This window comes from Desulfofustis glycolicus DSM 9705, assembly GCF_900130015.1.
Lineage (GTDB): Bacteria > Desulfobacterota > Desulfobulbia > Desulfobulbales > Desulfocapsaceae > Desulfofustis > Desulfofustis glycolicus.
Map to the genome: position 1 here is coordinate 24682 of NZ_FQXS01000034.1, position 19853 is coordinate 44534.

Here is a 19853-nt window from a genome sequence, read left to right on the forward strand (position 1 = left end):
TAATTTCTATTGACAGACCACCAAAACGAATACATATAGGGGCCAGAAAGAACATGAAATCACTAAAAAAAAGGATCCGTTAAGGACGAAGTAACATATTAATTTTATTCAAAAGGTGTTCCCATGATAGCCAGGACTATTTTCGCCGACGAACAGGACGAACCTCCAGACAGCGGTGACGAACCGTTTGTCCCTCCCTCCCCCTGTGCCGACAAAATCACCGCCTTTCGTCACCGTTTCTTCCCTGAAGTATCCGAAACCGACTGGAACAACTGGCGTTGGCAGATCAGCCATCGCATCGAGCACTGCGATCAACTCGAACAGCTGGTAACGCTCACCGACAATGAGCGAAACGCCTTCCAGTTCCAGAACGCCACCCTGCCGCTGGCCATCACCCCGTATTACGCCAGCCTAATCGATCCTGACAATCCGGATCAGCCGATCCGGCGGGCCATGGTGCCGGTTGCCGCCGAATTGCTTGTCTCTCCCGGAGAAGCGCAGGACCCGCTCGGAGAAGACAGCCACAGTCCGGTGAAGGGACTGATCCACCGTTATCCCGACCGGGTTCTCTTTCTCGTCACCGATTATTGCTCGAGCTATTGCCGCTACTGCACCCGTTCGCGCATGGTCGGCAAACGCAAGAGCGCCGGGAAACAGCAATGGCAGCGTGCTATCGATTACATCGCCGCCCACCCGGAGGTTCGCGACGTTCTGATCTCCGGCGGCGACCCGCTGACCCTGAGCGACGGTCAGCTGGACTGGCTGCTCGGTAAATTGCGGGCCATTGATCATGTCGAACTGATCCGTATCGGCACCAAAGTGCCGATGGTTTTGCCCCAGCGTATCACCCCCGCCTTAGTCAAGGTCTTGAAGAGATATCATCCCCTGTGGATCAGCATCCACTGCATGCACCCGGACGAGCTGACCTTCGAGGCCCGCCGGGCCTGCACCATGCTCGCCGACGCCGGCATTCCGCTCGGAAGCCAGACCGTGCTGCTCTCCGGCATCAATGACACCGTCGGCACCATGAAGCGGCTGATGCACGAGTTGGTGAAGATCCGGGTGAAACCGTATTACCTGTACCAGTGCGATCCGATCGTCGGCTCTTCCCACTTCCGCACGTCGGTCGCCAGAGGGCTGGAGATTTACCAGGGGCTGCGCGGTCATACCACCGGCTATGCGGTACCGACCTACGTCATTGACGCCCCCGGAGGCGGCGGCAAGATCCCGCTGCTTCCGGAAACCATGCTCGGCTGGGAAGGCAACGATTTGCTGCTGCGCAACTACGAAGGCCGAGTCTTTCGCTATCCCGACCAGTTTGCCGGTTGCCCCGGTCGCACAGACGGAGAGGTGGCCCCATGCGTATAGGCATGACCTACGATCTGCGTGACGACTACCTGGCGGCCGGCTATGGGGATGAAGAGACCGCCGAATTCGATCGCCTCTCCACCATCGAAGCCATTGAAACGGCGATCCGGACCATGGGCCACGAACCGGTTCGCATCGGCAATTTGATGGCCCTGGTGCCCCGGCTGGCCGCCGGCGAGCGCTGGGATCTGGTGTTCAACATCGCTGAAGGGCTTTACGGTTTCGGCCGTGAAGCACAGGTCCCCGCTCTGCTCGACGCTTATCGTATCCCCTATGTCTTTTCCGGTCCACTGGTGCAGGCGATCACCCTGCATAAGGGGATTACCAAACATATCGTTCGCGACTGCGGCCTGGCAACACCGGATTTTGCGGTGGTCGATACACCGGAGGCAATCGCCTCCATCGATCTGCCCTATCCGCTGTTCGCCAAACCGGTCGCCGAGGGCACCGGTAAAGGGGTCACCCCCGCTTCCAAGATAGCCGACCCAGAGCAACTGCAGACTACCTGCACCAGGCTGCTGGCCACCTTCAACCAGCCGGTACTGATAGAGACCTTCCTGCCGGGACGGGAATTCACCGTCGGCATCGTCGGTAACGGTGCCGGATGCCGGTCGATCGGCACCATGGAAGTCGTCCTGCTCGACCGGTCGGAACCGGAAGTCTATTCCTACCACAACAAAGAGAACTACAGCGACCTGGTTGCCTACCGGGCTGCCGGCGATCCGGAGGCCCGGGCCGCCGAGGAACTTGCTTTGGCCTGTTACCAGGCCCTCGGCTGCTGCGACGCGGGCCGGGTCGATCTGCGTTCCGACGCGGCGGGTCGCCCCCACTTTATCGAAATCAACTCGCTGGCCGGCCTGCACCCTGAGCATTCCGACCTGTGCATCATCGCCACCAAATACGGCATCGGCTACCAGCAATTGCTCGAGCAGATCGTCATTGCATCCCTGAAACGTAATGGGCTGGTCCCGTGAGGTTCCCTTTATGATCGGCCTGATCTACAACCAGCCAATCGCAACGGGCGAAGCCCATTGGCAATCGTCGGCAGATGTGATGGCCCAGGTAGAAGCGATCGAAACATCGCTGACTGCCCTGGGCCGGACCTCTGTCCGGCTACCGATGACCCGGGACCTGTCGCACTTCCTGCAGACCGTTGCGGCAGCGAAGATTGAGGTTGCGTTTAATCTCTGTGAATCGATTGACGACGATCCGTTTTTCGTCGCCCACCCGGCCGCACTGCTCGAACTGCTCGGTCTTCCCTTCAGCGGATCCGGGTCGGCCGCCCTGCAGGCGACCACCGACAAGCACCTGATGAAGCTGATCCTGCGTGGCGCCGGCCTGCCGACACCGGGCTCATTTCTCTACAACGGAGAAGAATCGTATGACGGGGACGACCTGGAGTTCCCGGTCATACTCAAGCCGCAATTCCAGGACGCCAGCATCGGCATCGACCAGGAATCGGTCATCGATCAGCCGCATCGCCTGGCAACCGCGTCGCAGCACCTGTACCGACGCTATGGTCCGATCCTGGTCGAAGAGTATATCGACGGCCGGGAATTCAACGTCTCGGTAATCGGTAATGCACCGCCGCAGACGCTGCCGGTGGCCGAAATCGATTTCTCGGGCATGCCCGGCTCGCTACGAAAGATCGTCGACTATAACGCCAAATGGGCGCCGGATTCGATCGAGTATCGGGAGACGAAGCGGGTCTTTCCGACGCTTGACGACGAACTGATCACCCGCCTGAACGATATCGCCCTGAGCTGCTACCGGCTGTTCGGCCTGCGCGACTATGGCCGCATCGACCTGCGGATGGACCGTAACGGCCGACCGTTCGTACTGGAGATCAACACCAACCCCTGCCTCAGTCCGGACGCCGGCTTTGCCGCCGCCTGCGGTGCGGCGGGCCATGACTACACTGCCATGGTGGCACAGATGACTACGTTTCTGGGTGACAGAATGGTATGAATATCACGATAGCGCCAATCAAGCCGAAGGACCGGGAGCAGCTGGTGCAGATCATCAAGCGGCAGAAGAATTTTCTCAAATGTGAGATCGACATCGCCATCGAGGTGATCGACGCGACCTTTCACCCGAAGGAAGACTATCGGGTACTGGCCGCCGCCGATCCGCAGCAGCGCATGCTCGGTTTCGTCAGTTACGGTCCGATCCCGCTCACGGAAAACCGTTTCGATCTCTACTGGATCGCCGTCGATCCGCAGCAGGGACGGCACGGCATCGGCACCATGCTGCTGGCGGAGATGGAAAAGCGGCTCAGCGCCAACACCCCGGTCCACATCTATATCGATACCTCATCCACGGAAGGCTACCTACCGGCCCGGCGTTTCTACGAAAAACAGGGCTACGAGATCGTCGCCCATATGCAGGATTTTTATCGCAACGGCGACGACAAGATCGTCTATCGGAAAGTCTGCTGACATGTTTCGCATCCGGCGCATCTACGATAACACCCTGGCCATCGATCGGGATGCCATCGTCCAGGTGCAGGATCTCCTGCGCCGGCAGTTTGTCGGGTTGCAGGAGCAGGAGATCACCAGCCTGGCCCAGAAACTCGCCGATCCCTTTCGCCACCGCCTGCGCACCATTCTTTTCGTGGCCGAAGACCGCCGACACCACATCAAAGGGTTTGCCGTCCTCAACCATGCCCCGGATCTGCGCTTCTGCTATCTCGACTTCATCTCGGTCGAGCCGGCCACCACCGGCGGTATCGGCAGCGCCCTCTATGCACGGGTACGGGAGGAGGCCCGGCAGCTTCAGGCCGTCGGTATCTTCATGGAATGTCTGCCGGACGACCCAAAACTCTGCGCCGACCGCACCATCCTGAAACAGAACAAGGCACGGCTACGCTTCTACGAACGGTTCGGCGCTCTGCCGATCACCGGAACCGCTTATGAAACACCGCTCAAGCCGGGCGACGACTGCCCCCCGTACCTGGTCTTCGACGGCCTCGGCAGCACCGGGCACCTGGATCGCGATTATGCCCGCACCGTGGTCTACGCCATTTTGACCAGGAAATATGGCAATCGCTGCTCAAAAGAGTATGTCGACCTGGTCGTCGATTCCTTCCGTGACGACCCGATCCGCTTTCGGCCGCCCCGCTACAGTCCGCCGGCGCGCCCGAAAACCGAGACGACGGCGATCAACATCGACCAGCGCATCGCGCTGGTGGTCAACGAAGGCCACGATATCCACCACATCCACGAACGCGGCTATGTTGAAGCCCCGGTCCGCATCTCCTCGATCCGCAAGGGCATTATGCAGACCGGCCTGTTCGACATCATTGGCGCCAGGCACTTTCCGGAAAAGCATATCAAAGCGGTCCACGAACCGGCCTTCGTCGAATATCTCAAACGGATGTGCCTGACCATCGAAGCGGGGAAATCGGTCTACCCCTATGTCTTTCCAATCAGAAATGCAGCCAAACCGCCCAAGGAGATGCCGGTTCGGGCCGGGTATTACTGCATCGACACCTTTACCCCGCTCAACCGCAATGCCTACAAGGCGGCCAAAGGCGCCGTCGACTGCGCCCTGACCGCCGCCGGGCAACTGCTGGAAGGCTACCGCCTCAGCTACGCGCTGGTTCGCCCGCCCGGCCATCACGCCGAACGCCGAGTCTTCGGCGGCTTCTGCTACTTCAACTCAGCCGCGATCGCCGCCAATTTCCTAAGCGGCTACGGCCGGGTAGCAGTTCTCGATGTCGATTATCACCACGGTAACGGCACCCAGGATATCTTCTACGACCGCGACGACGTGCTGACCGTCTCCATTCACGGCCATCCCCGCTTCGCCTACCCGTATTTCTCCGGTTTCGCTGAAGAACGGGGCATCGGCAACGGCCTGGGGCGCAACCGCAACTACCCGCTGCCGGAGATTCTCGACGGACCCGCCTATCACAAGACGTTGGCGCGGGCGCTGCGCCGCATCGCCTCCTTCCGTCCGAAAGGACTGGTCATCGCCCTCGGCCTGGATACCGCCCGCAAAGACCCGACCGGCACCTGGTCGCTGACCCCTGCCGACCTGCAGACCAACGGCTGGATGATCGGCCGGTTGCGGCTGCCGACCGTAGTCGTCCAGGAAGGCGGCTACCGTTCACGCTCGCTCGGCGTCAATGCCCGTAGCTTCTTTACCGGCCTGTGGCACGGCATGCACGGCGCCGACTGAGCCGGCGAGACTACAGGGGACCTTGAAAAATTCGGAATTTCGTTCAAGATCGAGGCGCGCAAGAAAATTTTTCCGCAGGCATATACATGATATTCCGAGGATAGAATTTGATTGCGCAACGATGAGATTGGGCGAAATGACAATTTTTCAAGGTTCCCTACAGATCATCGGCGCCAAAGGTATCGCAGCGATCCACCCGGCCCGCCTGATAGCCCTGACGAAACCAGCGCACACGCTGTGCTGAACTGCCGTGGGTAAATGAGTCTGGTCTGATATAACCCTGGGATTGCTGCTGCAATCGATCGTCGCCGATCATGCCGGCGGCATTGATTGCCTCGTCGATATCTCCCGCTTCCAGGATCTGCCGAGTGCGATCGGCGTGATTGGCCCACAAGCCGGCAAAGCAATCGGCCTGCAATTCAAGACGCACCAGCAGCCGGTTATATTCGACCTGGTTTACCCGGCCCTGCATCTGCTGGAGCTTGCCGCTGATACCGAGCAGGTTCTGGACGTGGTGACCGACCTCATGGGCAATCACGTAGGCCTGAGCAAAATCTCCGGGTGCGCCGAGCTTGGTGCGCAGATCCCGGTAAAAACTGAGATCGATATAGACTTTACGGTCCGCCGGACAATAAAACGGCCCGGTGGCCGCCTGGGCAAAACCGCAGGCCGATTGCACCGCTCCGGAAAACAGTACCAGGGTCGGTTTCTCATAGCTTTGACCGCCGGCGGTAAAAATCTGCGTCCAGGTATCCTCGGTGTCGGCCAGGACCACCGACACGAAATCCGCCAACTCGTTTTCCGCAGCAGTCGGTGTATAATCCGCCTGCTCTACGGTCGGACCACCGGAAAACTGAGCCCCCTGTTCCAGAATTATCCGCGGATCGATACCGAAATACATGCCGATCAGGGCGAGAATGACTATGCCGATGCCGCCGCCCTTCATTTTTCCCGACAGCCGCACACTTCTGCGGTCTTCCACATTACTGCTCCTACGACCATCCCGCCAACGCATGGCTCTCCTCCTCACCCAAAACGTATTCGCCCGGTCGAGCGCGGCACCCGCCTATCAAACAATCGATCATGCCGTCATACGACTCAATCACACCAGATGATGACCACACCACCGGGCATCATTGATGTATCGCATTTTGTTCATCGGTTCGGCGCTCATCCAGGACATCGCGCACCCGGTTGCACAGATCGGACATCGAGAAGGGCTTTTGTATAAATGCAAACCCTTCATCGAGCACCCCGTGCGGTCCGATTACACTGGCCGTATAACCGGACATAAACAAACACTTCACGCGTGGATAGCCGGCCTGCAAACGAGCCGCCAGATCCCGACCGTTCATCTCGGGCATGATCACATCGGTGATCAACAGATGAATTTCACCGGCGTGCTCATCGGCCAGGCGAAGTGCTTCGGTCGGTTTCCCGGCGGGCAGCACTCGATAACCTTGAAGTTCGAGCATCATGGTGGTCATTTCCAGAACCATCGGTTCATCTTCAACCAGTAAAACAGTCTCGCTGCCGGCCGTCGTCCGAGGGGGAGCGACGCGCTGTGGGCCACCCTCCGCATCTTCCCGATAGAGCGGGAGAAACAGGTGAAAAGTAGTACCGCTGCCAGGCGCACTCTCCACCTCGACAAACCCATCGTTCTGCTTGACTATCCCATAGACCGTGGCCAGCCCGAGGCCGGTTCCCGCACCGATGTCTTTGGTGGTGAAAAACGGCTCGAACAGTTTATCCAGGGTCTGTCGACCCATGCCACAACCATCGTCGCTGACCGTCAACCGGGCAAACGCTCCCGGCGCAGCTTCCGGCCGATCGGCGCAATAGGTCTCATCAAGCACCGCCGGGGCCGTTTCAATCGTCAGCCTGCCGACCCCGGCGATGGCGTCTCTGGCGTTTACGCAGAGATTGGCCATAATCTGGTCGAGCTGCGACGGATCCATTTTGACCGGAATCACCTCCGGTGCCGGTCGCCATACCAGTTCGATATTCTCGCCAATCAGCCGGTGCAGCATCGTGATCATACCGGCAACCGTCTGGTTGAGATCAAGCACCTTTGGCGCTATGGTCTGCTTGCGGGCAAACGCCAGCAATTGCTGGGTCATATCGGCAGATCGTTTAGCGGCACCATGAATCTGTTGCAAGTATTCACCGAGCCTCGTATCGGGAGGATTTTGGTTCATTGCCAGTTCCGTATAGCCGAGGATGACCCCAAGCATATTGTTGAAATCGTGGGCGACGCCGCCGGCCAACCGGCCCACAGACTCCATCTTCTGCGCCTGAATCAACTGCGCCTGCAGTCTTTTCTGGTTCTCCTCGGCCTGTTTCTGAACCGAAATATCGCGGATGGCGCTTACTCGCCAGTTGTCACCTTTTTGCTTGAAATTACGTGCCTCTAGCTCAGCGTCAAAGTACTCGCCGTTTTTTCTGAGCACGCGAATCGCGTAAGGGGCTGCATAATCCTTGGCTAGATTTTTTCGGACCAGCGCTCTATCATCCTCGTGCACGAACCCTAAGAAATCCTTGGCAAACAGCTCCTCTCGCCGATAACCGAGCATATCTGCCATGGACGAGTTGAGGTCAATCGCCACCCCGTTCTTGTGGATGACGATCCCTTCCATAGTCAGATCTGACAGTAATCGATAGCGCTCTTCACTCTCCCGCAGCACTTCTTCCGCCTGTTTTCGTCCGGAAATATTACGGACGATTCCGTAAAAACAGCCCTTCCCGTTGACGGTGAATTTGGCACCACTGATCTCCACCGGAACAAGGCTGCCATCTGCCCGGACATGGGAAGACTCGAAAGTCAACGGTTCGTTGTCGGGAACTGAATGCCAGAATGACAGAAATTCGGGCAGCGAGAAATTCGCATCGATCATGTCCAGATTCAGGGCGCTCATCTCGCCGACAGTGCGTCCGAGCATCCTCGCCGCGGCACTGTTGGTGCGAACGATCTGCCCCTGTTCGTCAATCAAGTAAATGGCGTCGGAAGCTGTCTCGATCAATTGACGGAAGATCTGCTCGCTGTCGCGCAGGGCCTTTTCCAATTGCTTTCGTTCAATGGCCACGGCAACCTGGTCGGCAACAGCCGCCAGGACGGAGAGATCGGTCTGGTCATAGCAGTCGGCATCCTGGTAATGCTGCACCGCCATCACCCCGACGATGCCGTTCTGGGTTTTCAGCGGCACCCCCAACCAAATCTCGGAAGGAGTGCAGGCTGGAATGGTTAGCGTGCTGGCCGCCTGCCGTGCCAGAATCTCGGCCTTGGCAACCAAAAGCGGTGCCTTGGTCCGGACAACCTCGGCTGTCAGCGAGGCGGTTTTACTGACCTCGATTATCGGCGGATAACAGGTATCGACCGTATCAACGATATAGGGAAAGGTGAGACTGTCATCGGAAGCGTCGTAGAGAGCGATATAAAAATTGGTCGTATCAATGATCAGGCAGAGGGCCTGGTGAATCGAGGTGAACAACTCGTCAAGATCGGCCGTTTCATTGATGGCATTGGCTATTTTGAACAGGGTCTGATTGATGGCGGCAAAGCGGCTCTGCTGCTGTAATTGCTCTTCCAGCACGACCAGTCGCCGCTCCAGTTCTTCACGGCTGAATGTCTTCCCTATCACTGACTGCCTCCAGGCCCCGGGCCCTCAATATTTCCGACATAAAAATGGTATCCACGCGCTATTGCATGAACTCTGATCTATCATATCAAATCTTTAAGAAATGAGAAAAATTCTTTCTTGCATCCGCCTTTTCGAAACGTCACGACGAACAATGCCCAACTGTTTCAAGACTGGCCAGGCCGGGTGGCTGTAGTGCAGGCTGCATCTTGGGGAACCGGCGGGGCGCCGGGCCGGTTCTGCGGTGGCCTGCGAGATCGGCTGGCACAACCGGCTCCTATTGGCTCCTTGACAACCGCGCGGAAATACGGTAACAGCATCTCCAGCAGGGGTGGCCGCGCGCCTGAGATCATACCCTTAGAACCTGATCCGGATAATACCGGCGAAGGGAGACCGCATCAGCATCCCATCCGACGCTGATGTCACCTCTTGGAAGCCTTTCCACGAGCCGTTTCCCTCTCTCCGGAAACGGCTTTTCGTTTTCGCCCTCCTGCCCACGACATCTCGTTGAATTCCGTCAGGCAGCTTCATGCACCTGATAAAACGAAACCACCGCTAATCCTTAACGGAGGCATCACCCATGTTGAATGAAGTCACCATCAGTACCGCAATCATCAACCGCTATATGACCAAGCTGACCTCGGCCCTTGATCTCGATGTGGCCATTGTCGGCGGCGGTCCGTCCGGCCTGGTCGCCGGCTACTATCTCGCCAAGGCCGGCAGAAAAGTCGCGTTGTTCGACCGAAAATTGTCCATCGGCGGCGGTATCTGGGGGGGCGGCATGATGTTCAACGAGATCGTGGTTCAAGAGGCGGGCGCAGCGGTGCTCGCCGAGTTCGGCCTGGCAGGTTCACCTTTTGAGCCCGGCTACTATACCCTCGATTCGGTGTACACGACAGCCACCCTGGTCCACAAGGCCATGGCCGCCGGCTTGCTGATCTTCAATCTGATCGGCGTCGACGACGTGGTGATCAAGGACGAGCGGGTCGCCGGCCTGGTCATCAATTGGGGGGCCGTATCCACCCTTGGCTGGCATATCGATCCGCTGACCCTGTTTGCCCGCTATGTCCTCGACGCAACCGGCCATGACGCGGAGATCGCCTCCGTCCTGGTACGCAAGATGGGCGTTCGGCTGAATACCGAAACGGGAGGACTGGTCGGCGAGAAATCGATGGCGGCAGAGCGCGCGGAGAGGGAAACAGTGACCAACACCCGGGAGGTTTATCCAGGCCTCTTCGTCAGCGGCATGGCTGCCAATGCGGTCTGCGGCGGCTACCGGATGGGACCGGTCTTCGGCGGAATGCTGCTCTCCGGCAAACGGGCCGCCGAGTCGATACTGGAGGGTCTGGCATGATCAGCCAGCAAGCCTCCTGCACCAGTGCGTCACCAGCCAGAAGGCTCGAACCGGGGCTGTACCTGGTCTTGACTGAACCGCCCGGCGGTTATGAACAGCTGGCCGAGTCGGCCGTATCGGAGCAGTTGCCGGCCCTGCAGTTGCGCTATAAAGGAGAGGACCAGCGCCGTTTTCTGCAACTGGCCCGAAACCTGCGCGACATCACCCGCGGTTCGCAGACCCTGTTCATCGTCAACGACCGCCCCGATATCGCCCTGATCGCCGGTGCGGACGGCGTCCATATCGGCCAGGAAGACCTGCCGGCCACGGACGTTCGAGGGCTGATCGGCACCAAGATGCTGCTCGGTCTTTCCACCCACAACCTGGACCAGGTTGCCGCTGCCGAACAGGAACCCGTCGACTATATCGGTTTCGGGCCACTCTACCCGACCACGTCCAAACAGCAGCCTGACCCGGTTACCGGCCCGGCCCTGCTGAGCGAGGCATATCGCCTCAGCAGCCGACCGATCGTCGCCATCGGCGGATTGACCCGGGCACGTCTGACGGCCCTTGATCTCCGGTCCTGTCATAACGCGGCGGTCATTTCTGAAGTCGCCCTGGCTGATGACCCGAAAGCAATGATGAGAACCCTGCATCGCAGCATTCTCGAACTGAAGGGAGTAGATCCTGAACAGCCGAAGGCCGATCGAGCCAACGACTGACCGCCACCGAGAAAGCCGCGTCGCTGTCTCGCTAGCCTGACAGCAGCGCGGCTTTCTCAAGCGGTTATCATGCTGGCGGCCGGGCAGCGATCTCTATTCACTTGTTACGCGAGGCGATATCTGACGATGGCTTCGGGGGTAATCACCCGGAATGTGAACGATTCGGTGACAAACAGCTCGATATCGCTGGTGGAGTGGCTGTGATAACCGATCGCGAAATCCTGGCCAACCGTCAATTCAAAATCGCCGCCGCGGGCGGCAACCAGCAGGGCATCCTGTACCCCTTCCGAGTAGACCACCTTCCCGCCGATCTGGGTTTCCAGAATTGAGCGCAAGGTGCCGCCCGGTGCGCTGCGGGCCAGAAATTTCCACAACGGGGCGGACACGACCAGATTGGCCGGCCCCTCGATCCCCTCCTTCAGCATCCGGGTCTGACCTTCGGCCACTCCGTCAACGATGGCATCCATATCCAAGGGCAGCGAGATCTGTTGATCTCCGGCGCTCTCATGCAGACCGACGATAGTGCCCGGCTTGAATCCTTCGAAGATGACCTTCTCTTCGAACCTGGCAATCTCCCGGCAAGCCTCGACCAACGCATCCAACTGGATGTCCTTGGCGCCACGACCGATATTGTCGAGTTCCCAGGTCTGCAACGTAAAATTGACCCGGGCCTCGACCAGGGGCTGAACCTGGTGAATACCGTATTTGACCTTGCCATCGGCCTGTTTGCGAGACACCGACAAGCGGCCAAGCGTGACACAGGCATGGCCGATCCCGTGGGGACCGTCAATGTCGACAAATTTTCTTCCCGATACGTTGGCGACCAGGGTTTCTCTGGCCAGCGTGTCTATTTCGCCCCAGCCTTGCGCGCTGATAGGGGCCATTTCTCTTCGTAACAGGTCCATCGGCTCCCTCCTTTGCAGGATCTTGGTGAACTATTTTTTCAGGCTGCCGATACCCAGTCCCTGACCTTCAGCAGGCGTTTCGCCGGCTTCCTGGGCAGTATCACCCTGGCTGAGGAACTCCTCCTCAACTTCCTCGGCACCCTGCTGATAGAATCGCTCCTCGTCCGGTTCGAGCTCCTTGAGCAGGCGCAGAAATTCGCCGGCATGCACCTTTTCCTCGTCGGCAATATCTTGCAGGACGTTTTGCGCCAGCACGTTGTCGGTTGATTCCGCCAACTGCTGATACAGCTGGATTGCTTCATATTCGGCAGCAATCATGAACCGAATCGCCCGCACCAGCTCTTTGTGCGTCAACAGGCGGTCTTGCTTCAGTACACTGAAAGGATGACCAAATTCAGGCATGTTTTCCTCCACTGATTTCCAGTCGGGTTATGGGTATCCCCACGGCGGTAAACAACCCGCCGCCATGAGCAGAACTATAACGCCGATTGCTGTCGAGTGCAAAGACCCGGACATTCATCGGCACACAGAACAGTCCTATACAATTCTAACACATCCATACCCCTCGACGAACCACTTTTCTGCATTGCGATAGCGGCAGCAGGGCGCAAAAACCGGCGATACAGAATCGCTCCTATCCTGAGCAACGAATTGTTATCATGATTATTTTCAGAGTTGCAACGGACCACGACAAGAATGTCCCGGAAACCGGGACGCTCCGGGACAAGAGGGGAATAACAGACAAAGATCGCGATACCGGGCGCCGACCCAACAAGAAACGGTACGACGCCGGGTCTTTTATCTGCACCTCACAATGACACCTGTTGTCAGGCAGAACACAGTGAAGTGAGTGCACCGCTAACGGGCCAACCACCCCCCGTCAACGGCAAAGGTATAGCCGTGAACATAGTCAGACGCCGATGAAGCCAGAAAAACAGCACAGCCCTGCAGATCGTCCGGCTCACCCCAGCGACCGGCGGGAATACGCTCGAGAATCTGGCGATTGCGATTCTCGTCGGCCCGGATCGGGGCGGTATTATCTGTTGCCATATAGCCCGGCGCGATAGCGTTGACATTGATTCCCAATGGCGCCCACTCGGCGGCGAGAATACGCGTCAATCCCATTACTCCGCTCTTGGAGGCGGTATAGGGACTCACTAAAATTCCCCCCTGAAAGGAAAGCATGGAGGCGATGTTGATGATCTTCCCTCGCCGCTGCTGCTCCACCATCAACCGGGCCACCGCCTGACTGAGGAAAAACAGAGCGTTGAGGTTGACGTTCATGACCTCGTCCCAATCCTGTTCACTAAAGTCAAGAGCGGAACATCTCTTTATGATTCCGGCATTATTGATCAGGATATCGACTCCACCGAAGCTTTTTTCCGCCCTGTCGACGATATCCAGGTGCACTCCCCTTTCTCGCAAATCAGCCTGGACTCCAACGAACCTGCGGCCTCGGGCACTTACTTCATAAGCGACATCACCTTCCGATGAGCTGAATACGCCGACAATATCCGCTCCCGCCTCGGCCAACCCCAGAGCCATGGATCTGCCGAGGCCACGGTTACAGCCGGTTACGATGGCGACTTTGCCGTCCAATCTGAATTGATCAAGGATCATCGTCTTCTCCTAACGAATTTCCGACATCGGGATGTGGTCCATATCGGTAAACGCCTGGTTTTCACCGGCCATTCCCCAAATAAAGGTATAACTGCCGGTACCGGCACCGGCATGAATGGACCAGCTGGGAGAAAGTACGGCCTGCCCTTCTCGAACAACCAGGTGCCGTGTTTGATCGGCCTCCCCCATGAAGTGAAAGACGAAGTCCTCTTCTTTCATATTAAAATACAAATAAGCTTCCATACGACGCTGGTGCGAATGGGGGGGCATCGTATTCCAGACACTGCCGGGCTCAAGCGTCGTCATTCCCATCACCAGTTGACAACTTTTCACTCCGTCCGGATGGATGTACTTGCGAATCGTCCGTTTATTCGACTTTTCCATCTCGCCCATCTCCACCGGAGCGGCATCGGCGAAGGTTATCTTTTCCGTCGGATAAACGTTATGAGCCGGTGCGCTGAGAAGATAATACCGGGCAGGATTGGCGGCATCATCACTGGCAAAGACCATGGTCCGATTCCCTTTGCCGATATACAAACCGTCACGATCAGCCATGGCGATTTTTTTGCCCTCGACGAGTATGCTCCCCGGGCCACCGATGTTGATAACTCCCATTTCCCGGCGCTCGAGCAGATAGTCTGCACCAATCACGGCAGAATCGACCGCACACTCAACAGGGCCTGACGGTTTTATGCCACCAATGATGAGCCGGTCGTAAAAGGTGTAAATCAAGTTCGGTGCGTCTCCGGAAAATAGCTGTTCAATCAGGAAATGTTCTCGCAATTCGTCCGTATCGAGCAGAGCGGCATGCTCCGGGTGTATGGCATGACGGATATCCATGGTCGATTCCTCCTCTCTATAGGTTTCGTTTCTTTGTTCTCTTTCGGTCGTGATTTCCAAAGACAGAGCCGGCAAGACAGGACCGGCGGCCTCTTTCGATGATCCTCTTTGCCGCTAAGTGAGCGGCTCATGGCTTACCTGGTTGCGACTGCTCCACTCCTGATTACGACGCTGAGCACGGCGGAGGCGATACCTGTTTTCAGTACGATCGCTTTCATAAGCTTAATCCATCAGCAGTGACGGAAGCCAGAGGCTCAGGTGCGGGATATACGTAATCAAGATCAACGTGATCAGATTGGCCAGCAAAAACGGCAACGCAGCTTTGAAAATACGTCCTATCTGAACTTTGGAAATAGCGGAACACACATTCAGGCACATGCCAACCGGCGGGGTCACCAGCCCCATGGCCAATCCGGTAATCAAAATCACGCCGAACTGAATACCATTGATGCCAAGTAATTTCATCGCCGGCAGAAATACCGGAGTCAACAACAAAATAGCCGGGCTGACATCGACAAAGGTCCCTACCAGCAAAATAATAACGAGAACCACGGCCAGAATCGCAAACACCGGTACGTCCAATCCCGAAACAAACAGGGCCAGGCTTTGCGGAATTCGCTCCAGGGCGAGAATCCAGACATAGAGTTTGGATAGAGCGATGATGATCATCACGGTTGCACTGGTCTGGATCGAATCTCGGAGCAGTTTCGGCACGGCTTTCAGCTCCAGCTCCTTGAGGAGAAAAAGTCCGACAAAAAAGGCGTACAGCACACCCAAACCGGCCGATTCCGTCGCCGTAGCCAGGCCGAGAACCACCGCACCGACGACGAAAACAGGCATAATCAGCGCGGGAAAGGCACGTCCCGTCAGAACGAGCCGATCTCTATTGGACAAGGTTGTAGCCGCTGTTGGAAACTTCTTGTAATAGGAAACGATGACCGTGATGACCAGCATCAGCAAACCGATCAGGACACCCGGGATCAACCCTCCGAGGAACAGTCGGCCGACGCTCTCTTCGGATATATAAGCGTAAATAACCATCGGCACGCTTGGCGGAATTATCATTCCCATCGTCGACGATGCAACGGTTATACCGCTGGCAAACTCGAGGGAGTAGCCCTTTTTTTTCATCTCCGGGATCAATACCGCCCCGACGGAGGCGGTATCGGACACGGATGAACCGGAAATGCCGCCAAAGACCATACTGGCAATCACGTTGACCAGGCCAAGGCCTCCCCGAAGCCGACCGACAAACATGAGACTGAAATCAATCAGGCGGGTCGTAATCCCACCGGAGTTCATCAGCAATCCCATGAACACAAAGAGGGGCATGGCGATCATCGCATAGGAGTTCATGCCGGCGAAAAACCTCGCCGGCAGGACCGACAGCAATTCGGGATGAACCATCCAGAAATAGGCAAGCCCTGATAACCCGAGAGAATAAGCAATCGGCACGCCGACAAGCAGGAAACAGAGCAGACTACCCAGAAGGATCAGCACCGTTCATCTCCCTGCAGCTCTTCCCCCCACAGGGTGAGCACCGTATTGACCAAGCAGTACAGGATGACCAGACCGCAGCCAATCGGGATGCTTAGCTGAAACATCCACTCGGGAAGCCGCAAGACGGGTGACTCATTGGAGCCCACCGAGCCGATCCACCTGATGCTGTAATAGATCATGACCCCGTTGAGAAAAGCGATCAGCAGATGGACGATACCGTCCACCACGCGGCGCGCTGTAACCGGCAGCAGGTCGACAACAAAGCTGATGTTGATATGCTGTCGCCTGCGCACCGCGGCAGCGGCGCCGATCGCGGTCGTATAGATAAAAAGGGCCTCCATGGTTTCGCCGCCGCCAAGGACCGAGGCATTAAAGGCGTAGCGAAGGATCACCTGTAAAATGGTTATCAGCACGATTATCGCAAAGAACGATGCGATCATCACGTCAAGTCCCACGGTCAACCAATCAGCAGTCCGTTTCAGACGATCCATGCTTCACCTTGAAAGCCGACAACCGCCATAAAATATGGCATTGCTTCGCGAGCTCTCCATTTCAGGAAAATCGAACGGCAGGCGATACTCCGGGCGTGTCGCACATGATCTCCCGTCCATCACGGACATGGCAGAAACAGGTGCGGCACGATCCGGCATTATTGACCTTTGGCCGCTTTTTTCGCGGCTTCGATATCGTCCCAGGAAAAATAGCCGTCATCTACATACTGTTGCCAGACGGGCTGCACGGCTGCTGCAAACGTGGCCGTTACCTCGGGGGTCAGCGTGTTTGTTTCCAACTTGGATTGCAGCAGGTTGAAATAATTGTTTTCCGAATTGAGCCAGACCGTATCGCTATAGATCATGGCCGCTTTGGCGGCAGCATTGAAAATCTGCTTGAGATCATCGGGAAGCGCCTGATACCAATCGGGATTAACATAGAACGGATCAGGGTGTATCTGCCAGTTAACGACCGACAGATACTTCTGTGCCTCGTAAAATTTCATGTCAACGGTATTGGAAAACGGGTTTTCCTGGCCGTCAACCACCCCCGATTTCAAGGCCATATAGGTCTCTGTATAGGCGACCATCTGTGGATTTGCCCCGAGTGTTTTAAAGGTCTTGATGGTCATGTCAATCGGCGGCGTTCGCATCTTGAGCCCTTTGATATCCTCCGGTTTTTCGATAGGTCTGACATTGTTGGTGATATTTCTAAATCCTCCGGCAACCCCGCAGGCAGGAATGTAGAAACCGTTTTCTCCGGCAGCCTTGTTGATCTTTTCACCGAACTCACCGCGCATCAACTTGAGTACCTGATCGGTATTGTCAAACATGAACGGCAAGGTGTAGAGCAGGTACATTTTATTGGCCCGCTCAAACAGACCTCCCCGGCAGCCCTGCAAATTGCCCGTTTTGACCATATCGAGGACCTCGGCTTCTTTGCCGAGCACACCGGCCGTATACAGTTCGACCTTTATCCTGCCGCCGGAAGCCTCTTCCAATAAATCTTTGAAATAATACATGGACACAGACCGGGGGTGGGTGTCCGACTGAGAATTGGAATACTTGAACACATACTCTTGCGCCGCAATCGCCTGCCCGGCAGACAGCACAAACAGCATCCCCAACAAAGCAACAAACCCTCCTGCCATCCATTTCTTCATGCCGAATTCTCCTCTGTAGTTAGACTTTCCAAAAAACGACACGCGTGGCGGCCGCCCGACGATACGCTTGCACGCTGCATGTATTCGTTGTCAGCACATTGACGATCTGGCCCAATCTCCATATATGGATATTAGTCCTATATATGGAGTAATCAATTCGGGCATATCTGTCAACTACTATCAAGGCCGGCGCTTTGAACCGTCAGTCTTGATGGGTGGCAGAAAAGAGAATATTCTGTGAGGGGGCTTTCGGATTATTCGAGGGAATGTACGGTAAAACGACGCAGCACCGACAAGACGTCGCCCGGTCACCATCGTTTCGGTCATCTGCCGCTTTTTAACCACTGGAGGAACTGTTGCTGAGAGGCTGGTTCAAACATTTTGCAATATCGTCACTGGATTGGGTGCAGGTCGAGGTGACTTCGTCTTGAAACACTGCCTGTAGTTATTGTTCCAGAACGATATGATGCAGGCTGTTTTTAAAATTTTAGCACACTATGCCCGCGCAACCATCTAACTCATCGAAAGAAAATTGGAAAGTCCTCCTGGCGATCATGTTCGTCGTCCAGATGATCTCGGTGGTCGGGTTCGCCTGTATCATGCCCTTCCTGCCACTCTATGTCCACGCTCTTGGCACCGTCACCTTCATGAGCGAATCGCTATGCACTGCTCTCGTCTACTCGGGCCAGGCTCTGACCATGATGATCGCCTCCCCGCTCTGGGGATACCTCGCCGACCGTTACGGGAGAAAGGTAATGGTCGAACGGGCGACGTTCGGCGGGGCACTCGTTCTGCTGCTCATGGCCTTTCCTCGCTCTGCGGAAGAACTCGTACTGTTGCGGATGCTTCAGGGAGGGATCTCGGGCATTCTCGGTGCCGCAAACGCGCTGGTGGCGGCTTCCGTGCCGCGTTCCAAGTCAGGTTTTGCCATGGGGCTGATGCAGGTCTCAATGGGCGTGGGCTTTGCACTCGGCCCCCTGCTCGGCGGGGTGCTTGCCGACCTGTTCGGCTACCAGTCCGTTTTCTATTTCACCGCACCCCTTCTGTTCATGGCGGGAGTGCTCGTATGGCGCTTCGTTGACGAGCAGTTTGTTCCGCGGAAAATCGAAGGGAAAAAGTCCATAAATATTTTCAGCGCCTGGAAGCGGGTTTCGCGTGCGCCGGGTGTGGGATTGCTCTTTCTGCTCCGTTTCATCAACCAGTCGGGAAGAATCATCTATTTTCCCATCCTGCCCTTGTTTCTACTCACGCTGATCGACAATCCGGAAAAAATCAACAGCTATACCGGTATCGTCATCAGCGTCGCCTCCGTCTCAACAGCCCTCTTTTCAGTGTTGATCGGTCGCCTGGGCGACCGATCAACTCACCAGAAGATGGTACTATTCTGCCTGTTCGGCGCCGGTGTGGTGTTTGTTCTCCAGAGTCTTGTACAGACCGGCTGGCAATTGATCATCCTGCAGCTGTTCTATGGAATCGCCCTCGGCGGTGTCATCACTTCGATCAGCGCAATGCTTGCCCTGTTCTCGGAAGAAGGTGACGAGGGAACCGTCTACGGACTAGACAGCTCGGTGAACGCAGGAGCCAGGATGGTGGGGCCGCTGCTTTGTTACGCGATCACGAGTCTTTTCGGTATGCGGATGGTTTTTGCCTTTGCCGGAGCGTTGTATCTTCTTGCAACAATTCTTGCTCTTTCTTTGTTACCAAAGAACAAACCCTTCAACTCATAACATTAAAATAGTACGAAGATTGTGACAAACGCTATGAAGTGGACCCCTGAGTCAAGACAGAAATCCACTGGGTTTAAGCTAGACATTCAACGTCACGTGCAGCGGGTCGGCGCTGCCCCGGTTTAGCTTCTGCCGATACTTCTGGTGCTGACTCCGCGATTGATGGAACCCCTGTGGAGCGTAGCGGAACAGGGGTTCCATCAATCGCGCGTGGGTATTTATTCACAATCACTGCTCCACCGCCCATCGCGGTCTTATATACGACATCAGGTGTCTTTTGCCCCAACGACTGATGAGGGCGTTCGCCGTTATAAAAGCTGAAATACTCGGCCAGGCCGACCGTCAAGTCGATCATCGTGGCATAGCC

17 protein-coding genes, 1 pseudogene and 1 riboswitch are annotated in these 19853 nt (G+C 56.6%); of the genes and pseudogenes, 8 read left to right on the top strand and 10 right to left on the bottom strand.

All coding sequences use genetic code 11. The annotated features are described in order from the left end of the window. Window positions 1-123: 123 nt before the first annotated feature. The 5 genes from BUC26_RS19510 to BUC26_RS19530 are packed head-to-tail and all read left to right on the top strand — an operon-like array spanning window position 124 to window position 5550. Window positions 124-1368: a KamA family radical SAM protein gene (locus BUC26_RS19510; protein ID WP_073378836.1), complete on the top strand. Its 1245-nt coding sequence runs from the start codon at window positions 124-126 to the stop codon at window positions 1366-1368. Continuing rightward, window positions 1359-2342, top strand: a complete 984-nt coding sequence (locus BUC26_RS19515) for a D-alanine--D-alanine ligase family protein (protein ID WP_073378837.1) — start codon at window positions 1359-1361, stop codon at window positions 2340-2342. The genes BUC26_RS19510 and BUC26_RS19515 overlap by 10 nt, the downstream gene beginning before the upstream one ends. Window positions 2343-2352: 10 nt before the next feature. Continuing rightward, window positions 2353-3336, top strand: a complete 984-nt coding sequence (locus BUC26_RS19520) for a D-alanine--D-alanine ligase family protein (RefSeq protein ID WP_161949891.1) — start codon at window positions 2353-2355, stop codon at window positions 3334-3336. Next, window positions 3333-3806 (top strand): GNAT family N-acetyltransferase, encoded by a 474-nt coding sequence (locus BUC26_RS19525; RefSeq protein WP_084540786.1) that lies wholly within the window; start codon window positions 3333-3335, stop codon window positions 3804-3806. Before BUC26_RS19520 ends, BUC26_RS19525 begins: the two co-directional genes overlap by 4 nt. A gap of 1 nt (window position 3807) precedes the next feature. Then, complete coding sequence (locus BUC26_RS19530; protein WP_073378840.1) at window positions 3808-5550, top strand: histone deacetylase family protein; 1743 nt, start codon at window positions 3808-3810, stop codon at window positions 5548-5550. A 157-nt stretch (window positions 5551-5707) separates the two neighbouring features. On the opposite strand, the gene ypfJ is transcribed toward BUC26_RS19530, so the two are convergent. Both ypfJ and BUC26_RS19540 read right to left on the bottom strand, forming a co-directional pair. Further along, on the bottom strand, window positions 5708-6565 hold the full coding sequence (gene ypfJ, locus BUC26_RS19535) for a KPN_02809 family neutral zinc metallopeptidase (RefSeq protein ID WP_073378841.1): 858 nt from the start codon (window positions 6563-6565) through the stop codon (window positions 5708-5710). 118 nt (window positions 6566-6683) lie between these two features. Next, a complete protein-coding gene (locus BUC26_RS19540) occupies window positions 6684-9188 on the bottom strand; it encodes a PAS domain S-box protein (RefSeq protein ID WP_073378843.1) in 2505 nt (834 codons plus the stop codon). 314 nt (window positions 9189-9502) lie between these two features. Next, window positions 9503-9594, top strand: a riboswitch (TPP riboswitch). Window positions 9595-9765: 171 nt separating this feature from the next. On the opposite strand from BUC26_RS19540, the gene BUC26_RS19545 reads away from it, so the two are divergent. Together BUC26_RS19545 and thiE are read left to right on the top strand one after the other, a co-directional pair. Continuing rightward, window positions 9766-10539, top strand: coding sequence for a sulfide-dependent adenosine diphosphate thiazole synthase (locus tag BUC26_RS19545; RefSeq protein ID WP_073378844.1), 774 nt, complete (start codon window positions 9766-9768; stop codon window positions 10537-10539). Further along, window positions 10536-11240, top strand: a complete 705-nt coding sequence (gene thiE, locus BUC26_RS19550) for a thiamine phosphate synthase (RefSeq protein WP_073378845.1) — start codon at window positions 10536-10538, stop codon at window positions 11238-11240. The genes BUC26_RS19545 and thiE overlap by 4 nt, the downstream gene beginning before the upstream one ends. 104 nt (window positions 11241-11344) lie before the next feature. Here thiE and BUC26_RS19555 read toward each other — a convergent pair whose 3' ends face one another. From BUC26_RS19555 to BUC26_RS19585, 7 genes are all read right to left on the bottom strand, one after another. After that, on the bottom strand, window positions 11345-12145 hold the full coding sequence (locus tag BUC26_RS19555) for a family 1 encapsulin nanocompartment shell protein (RefSeq protein WP_073378847.1): 801 nt from the start codon (window positions 12143-12145) through the stop codon (window positions 11345-11347). A gap of 30 nt (window positions 12146-12175) precedes the next feature. Continuing rightward, window positions 12176-12547, bottom strand: a complete 372-nt coding sequence (locus tag BUC26_RS19560; RefSeq protein ID WP_073378848.1) for a ferritin family protein — start codon at window positions 12545-12547, stop codon at window positions 12176-12178. A 456-nt stretch (window positions 12548-13003) separates the two neighbouring features. Beyond that, window positions 13004-13765, bottom strand: a complete 762-nt coding sequence (kduD, locus tag BUC26_RS19565; RefSeq protein ID WP_073378850.1) for a 2-dehydro-3-deoxy-D-gluconate 5-dehydrogenase KduD — start codon at window positions 13763-13765, stop codon at window positions 13004-13006. A gap of 9 nt (window positions 13766-13774) precedes the next feature. Further along, on the bottom strand, window positions 13775-14605 hold the full coding sequence (kduI, locus tag BUC26_RS19570; RefSeq protein ID WP_073378851.1) for a 5-dehydro-4-deoxy-D-glucuronate isomerase: 831 nt from the start codon (window positions 14603-14605) through the stop codon (window positions 13775-13777). Between the two features lie 222 nt (window positions 14606-14827). Then, the gene (locus tag BUC26_RS19575) at window positions 14828-16105 is read right to left on the bottom strand and encodes a TRAP transporter large permease (protein WP_073378853.1); all 1278 of its coding nucleotides are present in this window, start codon (window positions 16103-16105) and stop codon (window positions 14828-14830) included. Then, complete coding sequence (locus tag BUC26_RS19580; protein ID WP_073378854.1) at window positions 16099-16596, bottom strand: TRAP transporter small permease; 498 nt, start codon at window positions 16594-16596, stop codon at window positions 16099-16101. Before BUC26_RS19580 ends, BUC26_RS19575 begins: the two co-directional genes overlap by 7 nt. 158 nt (window positions 16597-16754) lie before the next feature. Next, window positions 16755-17759, bottom strand: a complete 1005-nt coding sequence (locus tag BUC26_RS19585) for a TRAP transporter substrate-binding protein (RefSeq protein WP_073378855.1) — start codon at window positions 17757-17759, stop codon at window positions 16755-16757. Window positions 17760-18313: 554 nt separating this feature from the next. Here BUC26_RS19585 and BUC26_RS19590 point away from each other — a divergent pair. Beyond that, window positions 18314-19486 (top strand): MFS transporter, encoded by a 1173-nt coding sequence (locus BUC26_RS19590; RefSeq protein WP_161949892.1) that lies wholly within the window; start codon window positions 18314-18316, stop codon window positions 19484-19486. 214 nt (window positions 19487-19700) lie between these two features. Here BUC26_RS19590 and BUC26_RS24240 read toward each other — a convergent pair. Beyond that, window positions 19701-19853, bottom strand: a pseudogene (locus BUC26_RS24240) (integrase core domain-containing protein); the annotation flags it as partial.

Excerpts from the sequence above, each read along its gene's own strand:
- BUC26_RS19510 (WP_073378836.1), top strand. The coding sequence starts at position 124 with ATGATAGCCAGGACTATTTTCGCCGACGAACAGGACGAACCTCCAGAC.
- BUC26_RS19515 (WP_073378837.1), top strand. The coding sequence starts at position 1,359 with ATGCGTATAGGCATGACCTACGATCTGCGTGACGACTACCTGGCGGCC.
- BUC26_RS19520 (WP_161949891.1), top strand. The coding sequence starts at position 2,353 with ATGATCGGCCTGATCTACAACCAGCCAATCGCAACGGGCGAAGCCCAT.
- BUC26_RS19525 (WP_084540786.1), top strand. The coding sequence starts at position 3,333 with ATGAATATCACGATAGCGCCAATCAAGCCGAAGGACCGGGAGCAGCTG.
- BUC26_RS19530 (WP_073378840.1), top strand. The coding sequence starts at position 3,808 with ATGTTTCGCATCCGGCGCATCTACGATAACACCCTGGCCATCGATCGG.
- ypfJ (WP_073378841.1), bottom strand. The coding sequence starts at position 6,565 with ATGCGTTGGCGGGATGGTCGTAGGAGCAGTAATGTGGAAGACCGCAGA.
- BUC26_RS19545 (WP_073378844.1), top strand. The coding sequence starts at position 9,766 with ATGTTGAATGAAGTCACCATCAGTACCGCAATCATCAACCGCTATATG.
- thiE (WP_073378845.1), top strand. The coding sequence starts at position 10,536 with ATGATCAGCCAGCAAGCCTCCTGCACCAGTGCGTCACCAGCCAGAAGG.
- BUC26_RS19555 (WP_073378847.1), bottom strand. The coding sequence starts at position 12,145 with ATGGACCTGTTACGAAGAGAAATGGCCCCTATCAGCGCGCAAGGCTGG.
- BUC26_RS19560 (WP_073378848.1), bottom strand. The coding sequence starts at position 12,547 with ATGCCTGAATTTGGTCATCCTTTCAGTGTACTGAAGCAAGACCGCCTG.
- kduD (WP_073378850.1), bottom strand. The coding sequence starts at position 13,765 with ATGATCCTTGATCAATTCAGATTGGACGGCAAAGTCGCCATCGTAACC.
- kduI (WP_073378851.1), bottom strand. The coding sequence starts at position 14,605 with ATGGATATCCGTCATGCCATACACCCGGAGCATGCCGCTCTGCTCGAT.
- BUC26_RS19580 (WP_073378854.1), bottom strand. The coding sequence starts at position 16,596 with ATGGATCGTCTGAAACGGACTGCTGATTGGTTGACCGTGGGACTTGAC.
- BUC26_RS19585 (WP_073378855.1), bottom strand. The coding sequence starts at position 17,759 with ATGAAGAAATGGATGGCAGGAGGGTTTGTTGCTTTGTTGGGGATGCTG.
- BUC26_RS19590 (WP_161949892.1), top strand. The coding sequence starts at position 18,314 with ATGTTCGTCGTCCAGATGATCTCGGTGGTCGGGTTCGCCTGTATCATG.